This is a genomic window from Pseudomonas sp. AL10, assembly GCF_029960685.1.
GTDB classification, from domain to species: domain Bacteria; phylum Pseudomonadota; class Gammaproteobacteria; order Pseudomonadales; family Pseudomonadaceae; genus Aquipseudomonas; species Aquipseudomonas lactis.
On record NZ_JASBQZ010000006.1, the window covers coordinates 25,540 to 41,900 of the forward strand.

Below are 16,361 nucleotides of genomic sequence, written 5' to 3' on the forward strand. Positions count from 1 at the left end.
TAGGGGCAGGAGTGAGCAAACGCGCCCCTACCCCAACCTGCCTTAGCACCAGCCGCTTCAGCAGTCGGTCAACCGCAGGAAAATCTCCGCCAGCCGCTCAATGCCCACCTGGTCCTGAGGGGTGAACCGGGCCAGCAATGGGCTGTCGAGGTCAAGAACGCCAATCAGGCGACCGTCCTTGACCAAGGGCACTACCAATTCACTGTTCGAAGCGCTGTCACAGGCGATATGGCCTGGGAACGCGTGCACATCCTCCACGCGCTGGGTTTGCCGCGTTGCCGCAGCCGCACCACACACGCCACGACCAAACGGAATGCGCACACAGGCGATCTGCCCCTGGAAGGGCCCCAGTACCAACTCTTCATTGCGATTGAGGTAAAAGCCCGCCCAGTTCAAGTCATCCAACTGGTTGAACAGGAACGCGGAAAACTGCGCACTGTTGGCAATAAAATCGCGCTCATCAGCCAACAACGACTCCAGTTGCGCGCACAGCATGGCATAGCCATCAAGGCCGCTGCCGGCCTGTTGTAAATCGATCATGGTTGACGTTCCAACAATTTAAGACCCACCCAGTAACGGGCGAATTGATAGGCACACCGGCCATTGCGGTTGCCCCGCCCAGTGGCCCAACGCACCGCGAGGACATCAAGCTGCTCATCGCGCTGCCACTGCAAGCCGGCCTTGCTGGCCAACTCGCCGATCCAGTGCTCCACCACATCCAGGAAATGCTCCTGGCTAAACGGGTAGAACGACAGCCACAGGCCAAAACGATCCGACAAGGCAATCTTGTCTTCAACCGCCTCGCTCGGGTGCAATTCGCCATCCACGCGCTTCCAGTTGTCATTGTCGCTCTGGTTTTCCGGCACCAGGTGGCGACGGTTGGACGTGGCATACAGCAGCACGTTTTCCGGCGCCTGTTCCAGGGAGCCATCGAGCACGCTCTTGAGCACGCGATAGTCGCCTTCGCCGGCCTCAAACGACAGGTCATCGCAAAACAGAATAAAGCGTTGGGGGAGCTTGAGCAGTTGCTCGACTACCCGCGGCAGATCCGCCAGGTGGTCACGCTCGATCTCGATAAGACGCAGGCCCGCCTTGGCGTGCTGGGCAAGCAAGGCACGAACCATGGAAGACTTGCCGGTGCCACGCGAACCCCATAACAGCGCATGGTTGGCGGGCAAACCGTCGAGGAACTGTTGGGTGTTGCGCGCCAGTTGCTCGCGTTGTTTATCGACACCGATCAGGTCCGACAGGCGCATGTCCAGGCTGACTTCCAGCGGCAACAGGAAGCCACTGCGGCCTTCGCGCTGCCAACGGGCGGCCAGGCATTGGCTCCAGTCGATCGCTTGGCGCGGGGCGGGTAACAACGGTTCCAGGCGAGCCAGCACCGCATCGGCGCGCTCAAGAAAGGCATTCAATCGAGAATCCACAGCTATTCCTCTGGCAACTTCTTGCAAAAGATGGCGTATTGGCAACCCTGCGGCACACTGCATGGGCTGCATCAAAAAAACGATTCATGCCGGGCGAGCCAAAGCTTGTGGATGTTCAGCTATGCTTGCCGGGCGAAGGGAAACGCTAAGTGGTTCAACACTCGATGGATATCAAGTTCGCCCACCGCTTGTCTTATAAACAAGCCAGATTGACTGTGCTGGTCGGTTTCGTCTTGGGAACCCTGCTCAGCCTGATCCAAATCGGCATTGATTATGCCAGTGAAGACGCATCCATCAACCGTGAAATACGCTCACTGATTGAAATCAGCCACAACCCGGCGTCACGCATCGCCTACAACATCGATGCCGAACTCGCCCAGGAACTGACCCTGGGCCTGCTGCACTCCCCTGCCATCATCCGCGCGCAGTTGATCGACAACAATGGGGTGGTGCTGGCGGACGTCAACCGCCCGCGCAAAGAAAGCAACTATCGGCCCGTCAGCGATTTTCTGTTTGGCGCCAATCGCCAGTTCGAAGACCGGCTGTTTCTCAGCCATATGCCCAACGACTCGCTGGGTGTGCTGCGCCTTGACGTCGACACCTATGCCTTTGGCAGCCGTTTCCTGCATCGCGCCGAGATCACCCTGCTCAACGGCTTCGCCCGCAGCCTGCTGCTCACCGGGATTTTGCTCGGCCTGTTCTACGTGATGCTCACCCAACCGCTGGTGCGCATTATCCGCGAGCTGAGCACACGCAAACAGGCGCGCCTGGATTGCCCACCGGGGCATGAACACGATGAAATCGGCGTGCTGGTCAGCGTCGCCAACCAGCAATTCGAAAACATGGAAACCGAGATCCAGCAGCGGCGCCACGCCGAAGACCGCCTTACGGAGTACCTGGGGCAACTTGAGAATATCGTTTCGGCGCGCACCCTTGAACTCAAGGCCAGCAACCAACGCTTGAGCCAGTCCAACGATGAGCTGGAGGCGGCGAAAATGACGGCGCTGGGCATGGCCCAGGCGCGGGCGGCATTCCTGGCCAATATGAGCCATGAAATCCGCACGCCACTCAACGGGCTGCTGGGCATGATTGCCCTGTCACTGGACAGCCCGCTGACCGCCGAACAGCGCCAGCAACTGTCCATTGCCCATGACTCAGGCAAAGTGCTGGTGGAGTTGCTCAACGATATTCTCGACCTGTCCAAATTCGACGCCGGCCAGTTGGAACTGGAGCATATCCCCTTCGACCTGGGCTCCCTGGTGGAGGACACCGCCAACCTGCTGTCGCAAAACGCTGCGCCGAGTGTGGAGCTGACCTGCCTGATCGACCCGCAATTTCCCGCCCAGGTGATCGGTGACCCGACCCGTGTGCGGCAAATCGTCAGCAACTTGCTCTCCAATGCCTTGAAGTTCACCCGCTTCGGCCGCGTCGATGTGCGCCTGCGCGCCTTGGAAGGCCGGGTCAGCATCGAAGTGTGCGACACCGGCATTGGCATCGCTCAGGAAGCCCAGGTGAAAATTTTCCAGCCGTTCACCCAGGCCGGCGCTGGCATCACCCGTCAGTTTGGCGGCACGGGTTTAGGCCTGGCACTGACCCATAACCTGTGCGAAGCCATGCAAGGCCGCCTGAGTATCAGTTCGGAGGTGGGCTTTGGCAGCCAGTTCTGCGCCGACCTTCCACTGCCGGCGCATTTGCCTGCCACACGCTATGCACCGCTCACCGGCGAGGTGATCGCCATCACCAACGCCGGCGGCGGGCTGACGGAGCTGCTCACCACGCTGTTGCCCTCTTGGGGGCTGACGCCGCGCTGTTATTCCCAGGACGACGATTTGAGCGGGCTGGCGCCCGACCTGTTGATCACCGACTGCCCTGAGTGCTTGTTCCGCTTGCGCCCGGGCATCAGCGCGCCGATTCTGCTGGTCACCGCCTACGGCAACTTTTTGCCCAGCGCTGAAGTCGCGGCCCTGGCGCCGCTACAACAACAGGCACGCCCGTTGAGCCGTAACGCGCTGTACCAGATCTTGCAACGCAACCTGCGCAGCGACGCGCAACTGGTGCTCGACCCGGTACAGATAGAGGCCGCACCGCTTGCGCACCGTGCGCGCATCCTGTTGGTGGAGGACAACGCGGTCAACCAACTGGTGGCCAAGGGCATGCTCAGCAAGCTCGGGTGCGAGGTGATCGTCGCGGCCCACGGTGGCGAAGCCCTCAGGCTGCTGGAGGACCAGCGCTTCGATATGGTGTTGATGGACTGCAACATGCCCGTGATGGATGGCTATGAGGCCAGCCGACAAATTCGCCGCAGCGGGCGTTGGCCGGACTTGCCCATCGTGGCCTTGACCGCCAATGCGATGGCCGAAGAACGCGAGCGTTGCCGGGCGGCGGGTATGAACGACTACCTGGCCAAGCCGTTTCGACGGGAAGAACTCAACGCCTTGCTGGAACTGTGGGTACCGAAGACCACCAGCCTCTGACGGGTACCCGCACCGCGTAGGTCATTTGAGCAGGGCTTCGATCTCCTGGGTCAAGTCCTGGGGCTTGGTGGTTGGCGCAAAACGCTTGACCTGCTGGCCATCACGGCCGATGAGAAACTTGGTGAAGTTCCACTTGATGTTCTTGGAGCCCAGCAGACCCGGTGCCTGTTTTTTCAACTGCACGAACAGCGGGTGGGCATCGCTGCCATTGACGTCGATTTTCTTGAACAGCGGAAAACTGACGCCGAAGTTCAGCTCGCAGAACTCGGATATCGCACCTTCGTTGCCCGGCTCCTGCTTGCCGAACTGGTTGCAGGGAAAGCCGAGCACTACCAGGCCCTGGTCCTTGTATTGCTGCCAAAGCTGCTCAAGGCCCTTGTACTGCGGGGTGAAGCCGCATTTGCTGGCGGTGTTGACCACCAGAATGGCCTTGCCGGCAAAATCGGCCAAGGTTTTTTGTTCACCCTTGATGGTGGTGCAAGGGATGCTCAGCAGGGAGTCGCTCATGGCAATACCTCAAGTCAGCGAAAGAAGAACCTTATTCGTGTAGGAGCGAGCTTGCTCGCGAAAAACTCCCAGACGCCGCGTTCATTCAGGCGCCCCGCGTTATCGTTGACGTTTTTCGCGAGCAAGCTCGCTCCTACGGGGGCTATGCAAGCCTAGCGCGGCACCAGATCCAGGCATACCGAGTTGATGCAGTAGCGCAGGCCCGTCGGCGGTGGACCGTCCGGGAACACATGCCCCAGGTGTGCATCACATTTGGCGCAGGTGACTTCGGTGCGAATCATGCCGTGACTGACGTCGCGGATCTCGACCATTGCGCTATCGGCAATCGGCTCATAGAAGCTGGGCCAGCCGCAGCCGGAATCAAACTTGGCCTTGGAATCGAACAGCGGCTCGTTGCAGCAGATGCAGTGGTAGACGCCGTCGGTCTTGGTGGCGTTGTACTTGCCGCTGAACGGTCGCTCGGTACCCTTGAGACGGCACACGTTGTACTGCTCCGGATCGAGCATCGCCTTCCATTCGTCTACAGTTTTCTGCAACTTATCCATCGGTACACCTCGGCAACTGAAAAACCCTGATCTGTGTCTTTTCCATGGATCAGGCGGCACGTATGATTGCGCCTCTTCAAAACGCCAGTCTGGCACCCGCGCCACCGGCATTCAAACGTATTTATGGGTGCGGGCCGTGCAGGCTTCACCCTACGGTAGTGCCTACGCCGTCGGGATCGTTCATTTTCAGGATCACATCGCCATGCAGGTCAGCAAATCGAACAAGCTCGCCAACGTCTGCTACGACATTCGCGGCCCAGTGCTCAAGCACGCCAAACGCCTGGAAGAGGAAGGCCATCGCATCCTCAAGCTGAACATTGGCAACCCGGCGCCGTTTGGTTTCGAGGCGCCGGACGAAATCCTCCAGGATGTGATCCGCAACCTGCCGACCGCCCAGGGTTACAGCGACTCCAAGGGCCTGTTCAGCGCGCGCAAGGCGGTGATGCAGTACTACCAGCAGAAGCAGGTCGAAGGCGTCGGCATCGAGGACATCTACCTGGGCAACGGCGTGTCCGAGTTGATCGTGATGTCCATGCAGGCATTGCTCAACAATGGCGATGAAGTCTTGGTACCAGCCCCGGATTACCCTCTATGGACCGCCGCCGTGACCCTGGCGGGCGGCCACCCGGTGCATTACCTGTGTGATGAAGGCGCCGACTGGTTCCCGGACCTGGCCGACATCAAGGCCAAGATCACCCCCAACACCAAAGCCCTGGTGATCATCAACCCGAACAACCCGACAGGCGCCGTTTATTCCAAAGAAGTGCTGCTGGGCATGCTGGAGCTGGCGCGCCAGCACAACCTGGTGGTGTTCTCCGACGAGATCTACGACAAGATCCTCTACGATGACGCCGTACATATCTGCACCGCCTCCCTGGCCCCGGACCTGCTGTGCCTGACCTTCAACGGCCTGTCCAAGTCCTACCGCGTGGCGGGTTTCCGCTCCGGCTGGATCGCCATCTCCGGGCCCAAGCACAACGCGCAAAGCTACATCGAAGGCATCGATATGCTGGCCAACATGCGCCTGTGCGCCAACGTGCCAAGCCAGCACGCGATCCAGACCGCCCTGGGCGGTTACCAGAGCATCAATGACCTGATCCTGCCCCAAGGCCGCTTGCTGGAGCAGCGTAACCGCACCTGGGAATTGCTCAATGCCATTCCAGGCGTGAGCTGTGTGAAGCCCATGGGTGCGCTCTATGCATTCCCGCGGATCGACCCGAAAGTCTGCCCGATCCTCAACGATGAGAAGTTCGTGCTCGACCTGCTGCTGTCAGAAAAACTGCTGGTCGTGCAAGGCACCGCCTTCAACTGGCCGTGGCCGGATCACTTTCGCGTAGTGACCTTGCCACGCGTGGATGACCTGGAAATGGCCATTGGTCGCATCGGCAACTTCCTGAAGTCCTATCGCCAGTAAGGCAATTGACGCTGTACGACTCACAAAGGGTCGTACAGCGATTATCTGGCAACACTTCTGTGTCACTTACTTGCGGTTGTACTTCATTTGGCCTCTGCCGATGACGTACCCCCTATAATCACGGGGCGACGGGGTAGCATCGGGTCGATCACGGCTGACAATACAGGTGGGAAAATCCCTTCAAGGCCCTACGCCCGAGGTGTAGGACACAGTTTGAAATAGTCCCCCGGTTGAATCACCCCATGCCGCACCTTATATACCCCGCAGTGAGCGACATATTAAGCATGAGGAGAATTCTACAACCATGATGCGCATCCTGCTGTTCTTGGCCACTAACCTGGCGGTCGTACTGATTGCCAGCGTCACCCTGAGCCTTTTTGGCTTCAACGGGTTCATGGCGGCCAATGGGGTTGATCTGAACCTCAATCAGCTGCTGATTTTCTGTGCGGTCTTTGGTTTTGCCGGTTCGCTGTTCTCGCTGTTCATCTCCAAGTGGATGGCGAAGATGAGCACCAGCACCCAGATCATCACTCAACCCCGCACTCGCCATGAACAATGGCTGATGCAAACCGTGGAGCAGTTGTCTCAAGAAGCAGGCATCAAAATGCCCGAAGTGGGGATTTTTCCTGCTTATGAGGCCAACGCCTTTGCCACCGGCTGGAACAAGAACGACGCGCTGGTGGCCGTGAGCCAGGGTCTGCTGGAGCGGTTTTCGCCCGATGAAGTCAAGGCGGTGCTGGCCCACGAGATCGGCCACGTAGCCAACGGCGACATGGTCACCCTGGCACTGGTACAGGGCGTGGTGAACACCTTCGTGATGTTCTTTGCGCGGATCATCGGCAACTTTGTCGACAAGGTCATCTTCAAGAACGAAGAAGGCCGTGGCATTGCCTACTTCGTGGCGACCATTTTCGCCGAGTTGGTCCTGGGCTTCCTGGCCAGCGCCATCGTGATGTGGTTCTCGCGCAAACGCGAGTTCCGCGCAGATGAAGCCGGCGCACGCCTGGCGGGCACCAGCGCAATGATCGGCGCGCTGCAACGCCTGCGCTCCGAACAGGGCCTGCCGGTGCATATGCCGGACAGCCTGACCGCCTTCGGCATCAACGGCGGCATCAAGCAGGGCCTGGCTCGCTTGTTCATGAGCCACCCGCCGCTGGAAGAGCGGATTGACGCACTGCGTCGCCGGGGCTGATAGCCAGATGACTCGACAAGGGGCGATCTAATCGCCCCTTTTTTGTGCATGCTGATTTCTCACCCTCCTCTGTAGGAGCGAGCTTGCTCGCGAAAAACTAACAGGCGCCGCGTTCATTCACCAAGCACGCATTATCGTTGACGTCTTTCGCGAGCAAGAACTAGGCGTCCCCCTCGCTCCTACAAAAGCAAAAGCCCTTTCAGCGCCGGGTCAGCCGATAAGCACGCTCTTCAAGGCGGGTAACACCGTCCTGCAGGAACTTCCCGCTCTCCCCCAGGATGTCCCGCTCCTCCAGCCGCTCCAACATCCAATATGGCCCCAGCAGCACCTGCACCTCCTCGTTCGAAACAGCAAAAGGCGGACCGGCCTTCTGAGCTTGGTCGTAATCAAGAGTAATCAGCAACCCCTGGCAGCCTGAGGGCAGCAAGGCATTCAGGTGCTCGGCGTATTGCGCACGCATCAGCGGCGGTAAGGCAATTAATGCCGCGCGGTCATAAACGGCGCTGCAACCGGCCACTGCCTCAGCATCCAGACTGAAGAAATCGCCACACCACAGTTCGATCTGGCCCGCCTGGTAAACCTTGAAGGCGCCCTTCTGAGTGACGTGCGGCACAAGCCCCTGCTCGCTGAAGAACGCCTCCACCGCCTGCTCCGATAGCTCCACGCCCATGACCGGGTACCCCTGGCTCTCGAGCCATACCAAGTCCAGGCTTTTGCCACACAACGGCACCAGCACCTTTGCCCCCTCGGGCAGCCCCAGCACGGGCCAGTGCCGTTGCAAATAGGGATTGACCTCGCGCTGGTGGAAACCAATCTGATTGCTCGCCCAGCGGTCCTGCCAAAATTCAGGCTGCATGAATCACTCCGAAAATTCGATCAAAAGGCGCTAAAACTTATATTAGATTTAGATCGATGATCTGATTGAAGATGGCTCCATCTTAACCCTCAGGACCCTGCTCATGCTCCCCAGCCTGTTTATCTCCCACGGCTCGCCCATGCTGGCCTTGCAACCCGGCGCCAGCGGCCCTGCGCTGCAGCGTCTGGCTGCCGAGCTGCCACGGCCCAAAGCCATTGTGGTGGTGTCGGCGCATTGGGAAAGCCCGCAGCTGCTGGTCAGCGGCAGTGCTGCACCCGAAACCTGGCACGACTTCGGCGGCTTCCCGCGCGAGCTGTTTGCGGTGCAATACCCCGCGCCGGGTGACCCACAACTGGCCAGTGAGATCGTCGAATTGCTGCACGCCGACGGTCTGGCTGCCAGCATTGATGAACGTCGGCCCTTCGACCATGGCACCTGGGTCCCGCTGTCGCTGATGTATCCGGCAGCAGACATTCCAGTGGTGCAAGTCTCCTTGCCCAGTCGTATGGGCCCCGCCTTGCAGACCCGCGTGGGGCATGCACTCGCCAGCCTGCGTGAACAGGGTGTGCTGTTGATCGGCTCCGGCAGCATCACCCATAACCTGGGCGAACTGGATTGGCGCGCCGGGCCGGAGACGATCACACCGTGGGCGCTGGAGTTTCGCAACTGGGTGGTCGACAGACTGGCGGCCAATGACGACGCCGCCTTGCATGACTATCGCCGCCAGGCGCCCCATGCCGTGCGCAGCCATCCCAGCGATGAGCATTTGCTGCCGTTGTACTTCGCGCGGGGTGCGGGCGCAGATTTCAGCGTGGCGCACCAAGGCTTCACACTGGGCGCCCTGGGCATGGATATCTATCGCTTTGGCTGACACCGTTACCCCTGTGGGAGCTGGCTTGCCTGCGATAGCGGTGTATCAGTCACACACTGGCTTGCTGACTCACCGCTATCGCAGGCAAGCCAGCTCCCACAGTTGTTCGTGCCGGAGACTAAACATCAGGCAAAAAAAATCCCCGAACCAGTCGGGGATTTTTTATGTGCGATCAATCAACCCAAGGGCGGATCAATCTTCGCGGTAGCGACGCAGCTTGAGCTGCTTACCAGCAACGCGAGTATCTTTGAGCTTGGTCAGCAGTTTTTCCAGGCCGTCTTCCGGCAGCTCCACCAGGGAGAAGCTGTCACGCACCTGGATACGACCGATGGCTTCACGCGCCAGGCCACCCTCGTTGAGGATAGCGCCCAGCAGGTTCTTGGCAGCGATACCATCACGCGCACCCAGCGCGGTACGGCAACGAGCACGGCCTTCAGCCAATGGCACTGGAGCACGACGCTCACGGTCGCCACGGTCTGGACGGTCGCCGGAACGCTCTGGACGATCACCGCGTGGCGCGCTGTTCGGAACCAGTGGACGTTCTTTCTCGATGGCTGCCAGGGTCAGGGCTTGACCGTTGGTGGCTTTGCGCAGCAGAGCTGCAGCCAGGGCACGCGGGGTGCAACCGATATCGGCGGTCAGGCGGTCCAGCAGGTCGCCGTGAGTCGATTCAGCGTCAGCCACCAGTGGCGCCAGGCTGTTGGTCAGTTTCTTGATGCGCGCATCGAGAACGGCCTGAGCATCCGGCAGGCGGACTTCGGCAACTTTCTGACCGGTAACACGCTCGATCACTTGCAGCATGCGGCGCTCACGTGGAGTCACCAGCAGCAATGCACGCCCTTCGCGACCGGCACGGCCAGTACGGCCGATACGGTGAACGTAGGACTCTGGATCGTAAGGCATGTCAACGTTGAACACGTGGGTGATACGTGGAACGTCGAGGCCACGGGCGGCAACGTCGGTCGCTACAACGATGTCCAGACGGCCATCCTTGAGGGAGTCGATCACGCGCTCACGCTGGTTCTGGGCAATGTCACCGTTCAGCGCAGCGGCTTTGTAGCCTTTGGCTTCCAGGGCGCTAGCCAGGTCCAGGGTCGCTTGCTTGGTGCGCACGAACATGATCAGGGCGTCGAAGTCTTCGACTTCCAGCAGGCTCAATACAGCCGAGGTCTTCTGGTCAGCGTGAACCAACAGGTGAGCCTGTTCGATCGCGGTAACGGTCTGGGTCTTGGTCTGGATCTTCACGTGCTCCGGATCGCGCAGGTGGCGTTCGGCAATGGCACGGATGGACTGCGGCAGGGTGGCCGAGAACAGTACAGTCTGACGGGTCGCTGGCAGTGCCTTGAAGATGACTTCCAGGTCATCCATGAAGCCCAGCTTCAACATTTCGTCAGCTTCGTCCAGAACCAGGTGGTTCACGGTCGACAGAACTTTTTCGTCACGACGCAGGTGGTCGCACAGACGGCCCGGAGTGGCGACAACAATCTGTGCGCCATTACGGATTGCCTTGAGTTGTGGGCCCATAGGCGCGCCGCCGTAAACGGCCACAACAGTTACACCCGGCATTTGCTTGGCGTAGGTTTCAAAGGCGGTTGCTACTTGCAGCGCCAACTCACGGGTTGGCGCCAGGATCAGGGCTTGCGGCTCGCGCTTGGCAGGATCGATGCAATGCAGAATAGGCAGGGCGAACGCGGCGGTTTTACCGGTACCGGTTTGCGCCTGGCCAATCATGTCCTTACCGGCCATGATGATCGGGATCGATTGCTGCTGAATCGCCGAAGGTTCTTCGTAGCCGGTCGCTGCGACGGCTGCAAGAATATTCGGGTTAAGATTAAAAGCGGCGAAGCCGCCGGTTTCCTGGGTCATGGGTCTGCCTCTAAGTGCATCCGCAAAGACCCATGCTCCAAAGCTGCGCATGCCGTGTTGAGACTCAAGAGTCGCCCTGGCTGCTTTGTCGGCGGGGATTTGCGAAAACGAATGAATGAAAAAGATTCGTCAAGGGAGAGTCCGCTGTGCGGACGTGCAGCCGAAGCTGACTTCGGGGAATTGCGCTACCTAAACGCGGCCCGGTTAAAGGCCGGCGCGCACTATACCGGAAATAGCTGAAAAAGGGAGCTTTTTTTATCGCCAGGCACCGATAAAGCGCACTGCGTCACGCGTTTTGCAGATCCGTGCGCCAGGGTCTATTTTTCAGAGGCCCGGCCCTGTTGGCCATCAAGCTTAAACGGTTCACCCAACCATTGAGACCCTTTGGTCTGAAACCTTACCCGCGCCCCGAGGGCACACCCCATGAATCAAGCCAGCAGTAGCCGTGTCAGCCGCGCACTTGAGGGCCATGTTCTATTGCTGGGCCTGGACCGTGTGGCCAAACGCAACGCCTTCGACCTTGATTTGCTCAATGCGCTGAGCCTGGCCTATGGCGAATTTGATCGAAACGATGACGCTCGGGTGGCCGTGGTGTTTGCCCATGGCGATCACTTCACGGCCGGGCTGGACCTGGCCAATGTCAGCAGCGTGATGGCGGGCGGCTGGCAACCGCCGCTGGGAGGGTGCGACCCGTGGGGGGTGTTTGCCGGCCCGCGCGTAAGCAAGCCGGTGATCGTCGCCGCCCAGGGTTATTGCCTGACGATCGGTATCGAATTGATGCTGGCGGCGGATATCAACCTCTGCGCCAGCAATACCCGCTTTGCCCAGATGGAAGTTCAACGTGGGATCTTCCCGTTTGGCGGCGCGACATTGCGCTTTCATCAAATCGCCGGCTGGGGCAATGCGATGCGCTGGCTGCTCACTGGCGACGAATTCGACGCCCATGAAGCCCTGCGCCTAGGGTTGGTACAGGAAGTGATGGCCAGTGAAGACCTGTTGCCCCGCGCCATCGAGTTGGCCAACCGCATTGCGCGCCAGGCACCGCTGGGTGTGCAGGCCACGTTGATGTCGGCGCGGCTGGCGCGGATGGAGGGTGAGGCCGTCGCAGCCGCCGCGCTGCCGCCCATGGTGGATAAACTGCTTAACAGTGAGGATGCCAAGGAGGGTGTTCGGGCGATGATCGAGAAGCGGCCGGGGGTGTTCAAGGGGATTTGAACGAACTGAATTAGCGGTCGGCAGTGAGGGCCTCTTCGCGGGCAAGCCCGCTCCCACAGTTGAATTGCATTCTCTGCTGAAATGCAATCCCCTGCGGGCTAGCCCGCGAAAGCGCCCGAACTGACAACTAAGTTGCTGGCCGAATCGCCTTGATCAACGGCTGCAACGAATACCCCAACCGCGGCGCCAAGGCTTCGGCGCGGGCTGACAGCGCCTCCAGGTCCAGCTCCTGATCCAACTCCGAAGGCACCAACAGAATCACATTGCCCTCCTTCACCGGCAGCTCCCAGTAATGCCGGTGGTACAACCCACGCAGCAACGCCGCCCCCAGCGGTTTGCCATCATCGGTGGCCCACTGGTTGATCACCAGCCAGCCGCCGGGGTTGAGTTTCTTTTGGCAGTTTTCCAGAAAGGTCCAGGCCAGATGCCCCACGCCCGGGCCGACATCGGTGTAGAGGTCGACGAAAATCAGATCGGCAGATTCGGCACTGTCGAGCAATTGCAGCGCGTCACCAATGCGGATGTACAAGCGCGGATCGTCATCCAGCCCCAGATATTCAATCGCCAGGCGCGGTACATCGGGGCGCAGCTCAATGGCTTCGACATCGTCCAGCGCCAGGAACTTGAGGCACGCCTGGGTCAACGTGCCCGCGCCCAGGCCGAGAAACAACGCACTCTCCGGCTGCTCATGGCACAACGCACCGATCAGCATCGCGCGGGTATAGTCGTACTCCAGCCAGCTCGGGTCAGCGGTGAATACACAGCTTTGCTCAATGGCATCGCCGAATTCGAGAAAGCGGTAATCCGCCACTTCAAGCACACGGATCATGCCGAATTCATCATGGACTTCGGCCAGCAGGCGCTCGACACGCTCCTCGCTCATCACTACTCCTAAAGGGTCTACCGCACGACAAAGGCGCGATTGTCGGCCAAGCGGCAGCCACAGGTCACGTACTAATTGCTGCTAACATTGACGCCCCGACATCCACCCGCAAACGAGTTCATGATGAGCCAACCCTGGAGCCCCGATAGCTGGCGAGCCCTGCCGATCCAGCAGCAACCCCAATACCCGGACGCTGCCCACTTGCTGCAAGTGGAACAAAGCCTGGCGAGCTACCCGCCCCTGGTGTTTGCCGGGGAAGCCCGCGAATTGCGCCGTCAGTTTGCCGAAGTGACCCAGGGCCGTGCCTTCCTGCTGCAAGGTGGCGATTGCGCCGAGAGCTTTGCCGAGTTTTCCGCCGCGAAGATCCGCGACACCTTCAAGGTGCTGCTGCAGATGGCTATTGTCATGACCTTCGCCGCCGGTTGCCCGGTGGTGAAAGTCGGGCGCATGGCCGGTCAGTTCGCCAAGCCACGCTCGGCCAACGATGAAACCATCGACGGCATCACCCTGCCCGCCTACCGTGGCGATATCGTCAACGGCATCGGCTTCGACGAAAAAAGCCGCGTGCCAGACCCGGACCGTCTGCTGCAGTCCTACCACCAGTCCACCGCCACCCTCAACCTGCTGCGCGCCTTTGCCCAGGGCGGTTTCGCGGACCTGCACCAAGTGCACAAGTGGAACCTGGATTTCATCGCCAACTCAGCCCTGGCTGAAAAGTACAGCCAACTGGCCGACCGCATCGACGAAACCCTGGCCTTCATGCGCGCCTGTGGCATGGACAGCTCGCCGCAATTGCGCGAAACCAGCTTCTTCACTGCCCACGAAGCGTTGCTGCTCAACTATGAACAAGCCTTCGTACGCCGCGACAGCCTGACCAACGACTACTACGACTGCTCGGCACATATGCTGTGGATCGGCGACCGCACCCGTCAGTTGGACGGCGCCCATGTCGAGTTCCTGCGCGGGGTAAACAACCCGATCGGCGTGAAGGTCGGACCGAGCATGAACCCTGACGACCTGATCCGCCTGATCGACATCCTCAACCCGGATAACGACCCCGGCCGCCTCAACCTCATCGCCCGCATGGGCGCAGGCAAGGTCGGCGACCATTTGCCCAACCTGATCCGCGCCGTGCAGCGCGAAGGCAAGCAAGTGCTGTGGAGCTGCGACCCGATGCACGGCAACACCATCAAGGCCAGCAGTGGCTACAAGACCCGTGACTTTGCGCAGATCCTTGGCGAAGTGAAGGATTTCTTCCAGGTGCACCAGGCAGAAGGCACCTATGCTGGCGGGATCCATATCGAGATGACCGGGCAGAACGTCACCGAATGCATCGGCGGCGCACGGCCGATCACCGAAGATGGCCTGTCGGACCGCTATCACACCCATTGCGACCCACGGATGAATGCCGATCAGTCGCTGGAGTTGGCGTTTCTGATTGCCGAGACCTTGAAACAGGTAAAGCGCTGACGCTTTATCGACCGGGATGACGCCATCGCGGGCAAGCCCGGCTCCCACATTTGAACGCGTTTCTCTGTGGGAGCCGGGCTTGCCCGCGATAGGGCCCTTAAAGGCTGACATCCCGGTTCAGCATCGCAGCCCTCAATCGGGCAGCGCTGGGCCGTTGGCAATTGAGCTGAACCTGTTCCAGCCCTAGCCAGTCGGCCATTTTGCGTAGGTTCAATGCCAGCGCCAGCATGCCTTCCTCATCCAGCCCCGGCTCTTCCTCGTGCACGGCATGTACGGCCAGGCGCCCATGGGCACGCTCGGCCCGCAGGTCGACGCGCGCGGCAATGCGCTCGTTGTGCAGAAACGGCAGCACGTAATAGCCATACACGCGCTTTTCTTGCGGGGTGTAGATCTCCAGCCGATAGCGAAAGTCGAACAAGCGCTCGGTGCGGCTGCGCTCCCATATCAGCGAATCGAACGGTGACAACAGTGCGCTGGCCGGTACGTTGCGCGGCAATTTCGGCTGCGCCAGGCAATACGCGGGTTGCTTCCAACCCCGCACCTGGCACGTCAGCAGTTGCCTATCCTCGACCAGCTCGGCCAAGCGGTTGCGGCTGTCGGCGGGCTCGAGGCGAAAATAATCGCGCAGGTCTTTTTCGGTGGCGACACCCAATGCCGTCGCACTGTGCAACAGCAAGCCGCGCTGCGCTTGAGCCTCACCCATGGAGACATTGAGCACCTCGGCGGGGATAACGCGTTCGGGCAAATCATAAAGCCGCTCGAACCCTCGGCGACCGGCAACCGTGACCAAACCAGCGGCGAACAGCCATTCCAGCGCGTGCTTTTCATCACTCCAATCCCACCAAGGCCCGGCACGCTCCTCGCGGGTCGACAAGCTGCCGGCCCCCAAGGCGCCCTGCTGTTCGACGATGCGTAACACGCGCTGGATAGTCGCCTGCTGTTCACGGCCAAAACGTGCCATTTGCGCATAGATCCCCTGCCCTTGCCGCGCGCGCTCCATGCGCCACTTCATCAGCGGGTACAGGGCCATGGGCAGCAGCGACGCCTCATGCCCCCAGTATTCGAACAGTGAGCGTCGCCGCCCCTGGCTCCAGGCGGCCTGCTCAAGGATCGACGGGGAATAAGAACCAAGGCGGGAAAACACCGGCAGATAGTGGGAACGCACCAGCGCATTGACCGAGTCGATCTGTAAAACGCCCAGGCGTTCGATCAAGCGGTTGAGGTGCGTGGCCTTTATCTGTGCAGGCGCCTGGCGCCCGGAAAACCCCTGGGCTGCCAGCGCCATGCGTCGAGCTTGCTTGAGTGAAAAACACAGGTCGGCGGGCATGGCAATCTCCATAGAAGCTCGCCCCCTACCCTACTGCATCCAGGCTTATTTTCGCAGCGGGTCTTCCCAGAAATGCCGATGGCTTTCCTGCGCGACGTCGGCGCGATTGAGCCCGATGTCCTTGAGTGCGTCATCGCTCAGGGTCGCCAGCATCTGGCGCTCCTGATGCAACAGCTGCCAACGCGCGAATGTGTGAAACAGCCCGGAAAGCGGCCATTTACCTGTCGATATGAAACCTTTTTGACCTTTCATCTTCTCGCCCTCCAGTGGGGATGACGACAGTGTGTGCCTGGCATTATGATCAATCCAACGAA

The 16,361-nt window shown here is 60.2% G+C and carries 15 protein-coding genes; 6 read left to right on the forward strand and 9 right to left on the reverse strand.

The features are described 5' to 3' along the window. Positions 1-57: 57 nt before the first annotated feature. Complete coding sequence (locus QK296_RS08780; RefSeq protein WP_003189914.1) at positions 58-540, reverse strand: GAF domain-containing protein; 483 nt, start codon at positions 538-540, stop codon at positions 58-60. Beyond that, positions 537-1,427, reverse strand: coding sequence for an ATP-binding protein (locus QK296_RS08785; protein ID WP_003189912.1), 891 nt, complete (start codon positions 1,425-1,427; stop codon positions 537-539). The genes QK296_RS08780 and QK296_RS08785 overlap by 4 nt, the downstream gene beginning before the upstream one ends. Before the next feature lie 164 nt (positions 1,428-1,591). Here QK296_RS08785 and QK296_RS08790 point away from each other — a divergent pair, with 164 nt between their 5' ends. Beyond that, on the forward strand, positions 1,592-3,901 hold the full coding sequence (locus QK296_RS08790) for a response regulator (protein ID WP_120247717.1): 2,310 nt from the start codon (positions 1,592-1,594) through the stop codon (positions 3,899-3,901). 21 nt (positions 3,902-3,922) lie between these two features. Here QK296_RS08790 and QK296_RS08795 read toward each other — a convergent pair whose 3' ends face one another. Further along, positions 3,923-4,408, reverse strand: coding sequence for a glutathione peroxidase (locus tag QK296_RS08795; protein WP_014717681.1), 486 nt, complete (start codon positions 4,406-4,408; stop codon positions 3,923-3,925). 152 nt (positions 4,409-4,560) lie between these two features. Continuing rightward, on the reverse strand, positions 4,561-4,953 hold the full coding sequence (gene msrB, locus QK296_RS08800) for a peptide-methionine (R)-S-oxide reductase MsrB (RefSeq protein WP_003189907.1): 393 nt from the start codon (positions 4,951-4,953) through the stop codon (positions 4,561-4,563). A gap of 202 nt (positions 4,954-5,155) precedes the next feature. Here msrB and QK296_RS08805 point away from each other — a divergent pair, with 202 nt between their 5' ends. Both QK296_RS08805 and htpX read left to right on the forward strand, forming a co-directional pair. After that, a complete protein-coding gene (locus QK296_RS08805) occupies positions 5,156-6,367 on the forward strand; it encodes a pyridoxal phosphate-dependent aminotransferase (RefSeq protein ID WP_003189906.1) in 1,212 nt (403 codons plus the stop codon). 304 nt (positions 6,368-6,671) lie between these two features. After that, entirely contained in the window at positions 6,672-7,559 is an 888-nt protein-coding gene (gene htpX / locus QK296_RS08810) for a protease HtpX (protein ID WP_003189904.1), read from the forward strand. 199 nt (positions 7,560-7,758) lie between these two features. Here the strand turns inward: htpX and QK296_RS08815 are convergent, their stop codons facing one another. After that, positions 7,759-8,415, reverse strand: a complete 657-nt coding sequence (locus tag QK296_RS08815) for a thiopurine S-methyltransferase (RefSeq protein WP_003189903.1) — start codon at positions 8,413-8,415, stop codon at positions 7,759-7,761. 103 nt (positions 8,416-8,518) lie between these two features. Between QK296_RS08815 and QK296_RS08820 the strand changes: the two genes are divergently transcribed. Next, a complete protein-coding gene (locus QK296_RS08820) occupies positions 8,519-9,286 on the forward strand; it encodes a class III extradiol ring-cleavage dioxygenase (RefSeq protein WP_003189901.1) in 768 nt (255 codons plus the stop codon). A gap of 192 nt (positions 9,287-9,478) precedes the next feature. Here QK296_RS08820 and QK296_RS08825 read toward each other — a convergent pair whose 3' ends face one another. Continuing rightward, positions 9,479-11,152 (reverse strand): DEAD/DEAH box helicase, encoded by a 1,674-nt coding sequence (locus tag QK296_RS08825; RefSeq protein WP_003189900.1) that lies wholly within the window; start codon positions 11,150-11,152, stop codon positions 9,479-9,481. 423 nt (positions 11,153-11,575) lie between these two features. Here QK296_RS08825 and QK296_RS08830 point away from each other — a divergent pair, with 423 nt between their 5' ends. After that, complete coding sequence (locus QK296_RS08830; RefSeq protein ID WP_003189899.1) at positions 11,576-12,367, forward strand: crotonase/enoyl-CoA hydratase family protein; 792 nt, start codon at positions 11,576-11,578, stop codon at positions 12,365-12,367. Positions 12,368-12,494: 127 nt separating this feature from the next. Here QK296_RS08830 and QK296_RS08835 read toward each other — a convergent pair whose 3' ends face one another. Next, on the reverse strand, positions 12,495-13,250 hold the full coding sequence (locus QK296_RS08835) for a spermidine synthase (protein ID WP_003189897.1): 756 nt from the start codon (positions 13,248-13,250) through the stop codon (positions 12,495-12,497). A 123-nt stretch (positions 13,251-13,373) separates the two neighbouring features. On the opposite strand from QK296_RS08835, the gene QK296_RS08840 reads away from it, so the two are divergent. Further along, positions 13,374-14,720 (forward strand): 3-deoxy-7-phosphoheptulonate synthase class II, encoded by a 1,347-nt coding sequence (locus QK296_RS08840; RefSeq protein ID WP_003189896.1) that lies wholly within the window; start codon positions 13,374-13,376, stop codon positions 14,718-14,720. Positions 14,721-14,817: 97 nt separating this feature from the next. On the opposite strand, the gene QK296_RS08845 is transcribed toward QK296_RS08840, so the two are convergent. Together QK296_RS08845 and QK296_RS08850 are read right to left on the reverse strand one after the other, a co-directional pair. After that, complete coding sequence (locus tag QK296_RS08845) at positions 14,818-16,047, reverse strand: winged helix-turn-helix domain-containing protein (RefSeq protein ID WP_034135155.1); 1,230 nt, start codon at positions 16,045-16,047, stop codon at positions 14,818-14,820. 45 nt (positions 16,048-16,092) lie between these two features. Further along, on the reverse strand, positions 16,093-16,299 hold the full coding sequence (locus tag QK296_RS08850; protein ID WP_003189892.1) for a DUF1127 domain-containing protein: 207 nt from the start codon (positions 16,297-16,299) through the stop codon (positions 16,093-16,095). Between the last annotated feature and the right edge of the window lie 62 nt (positions 16,300-16,361).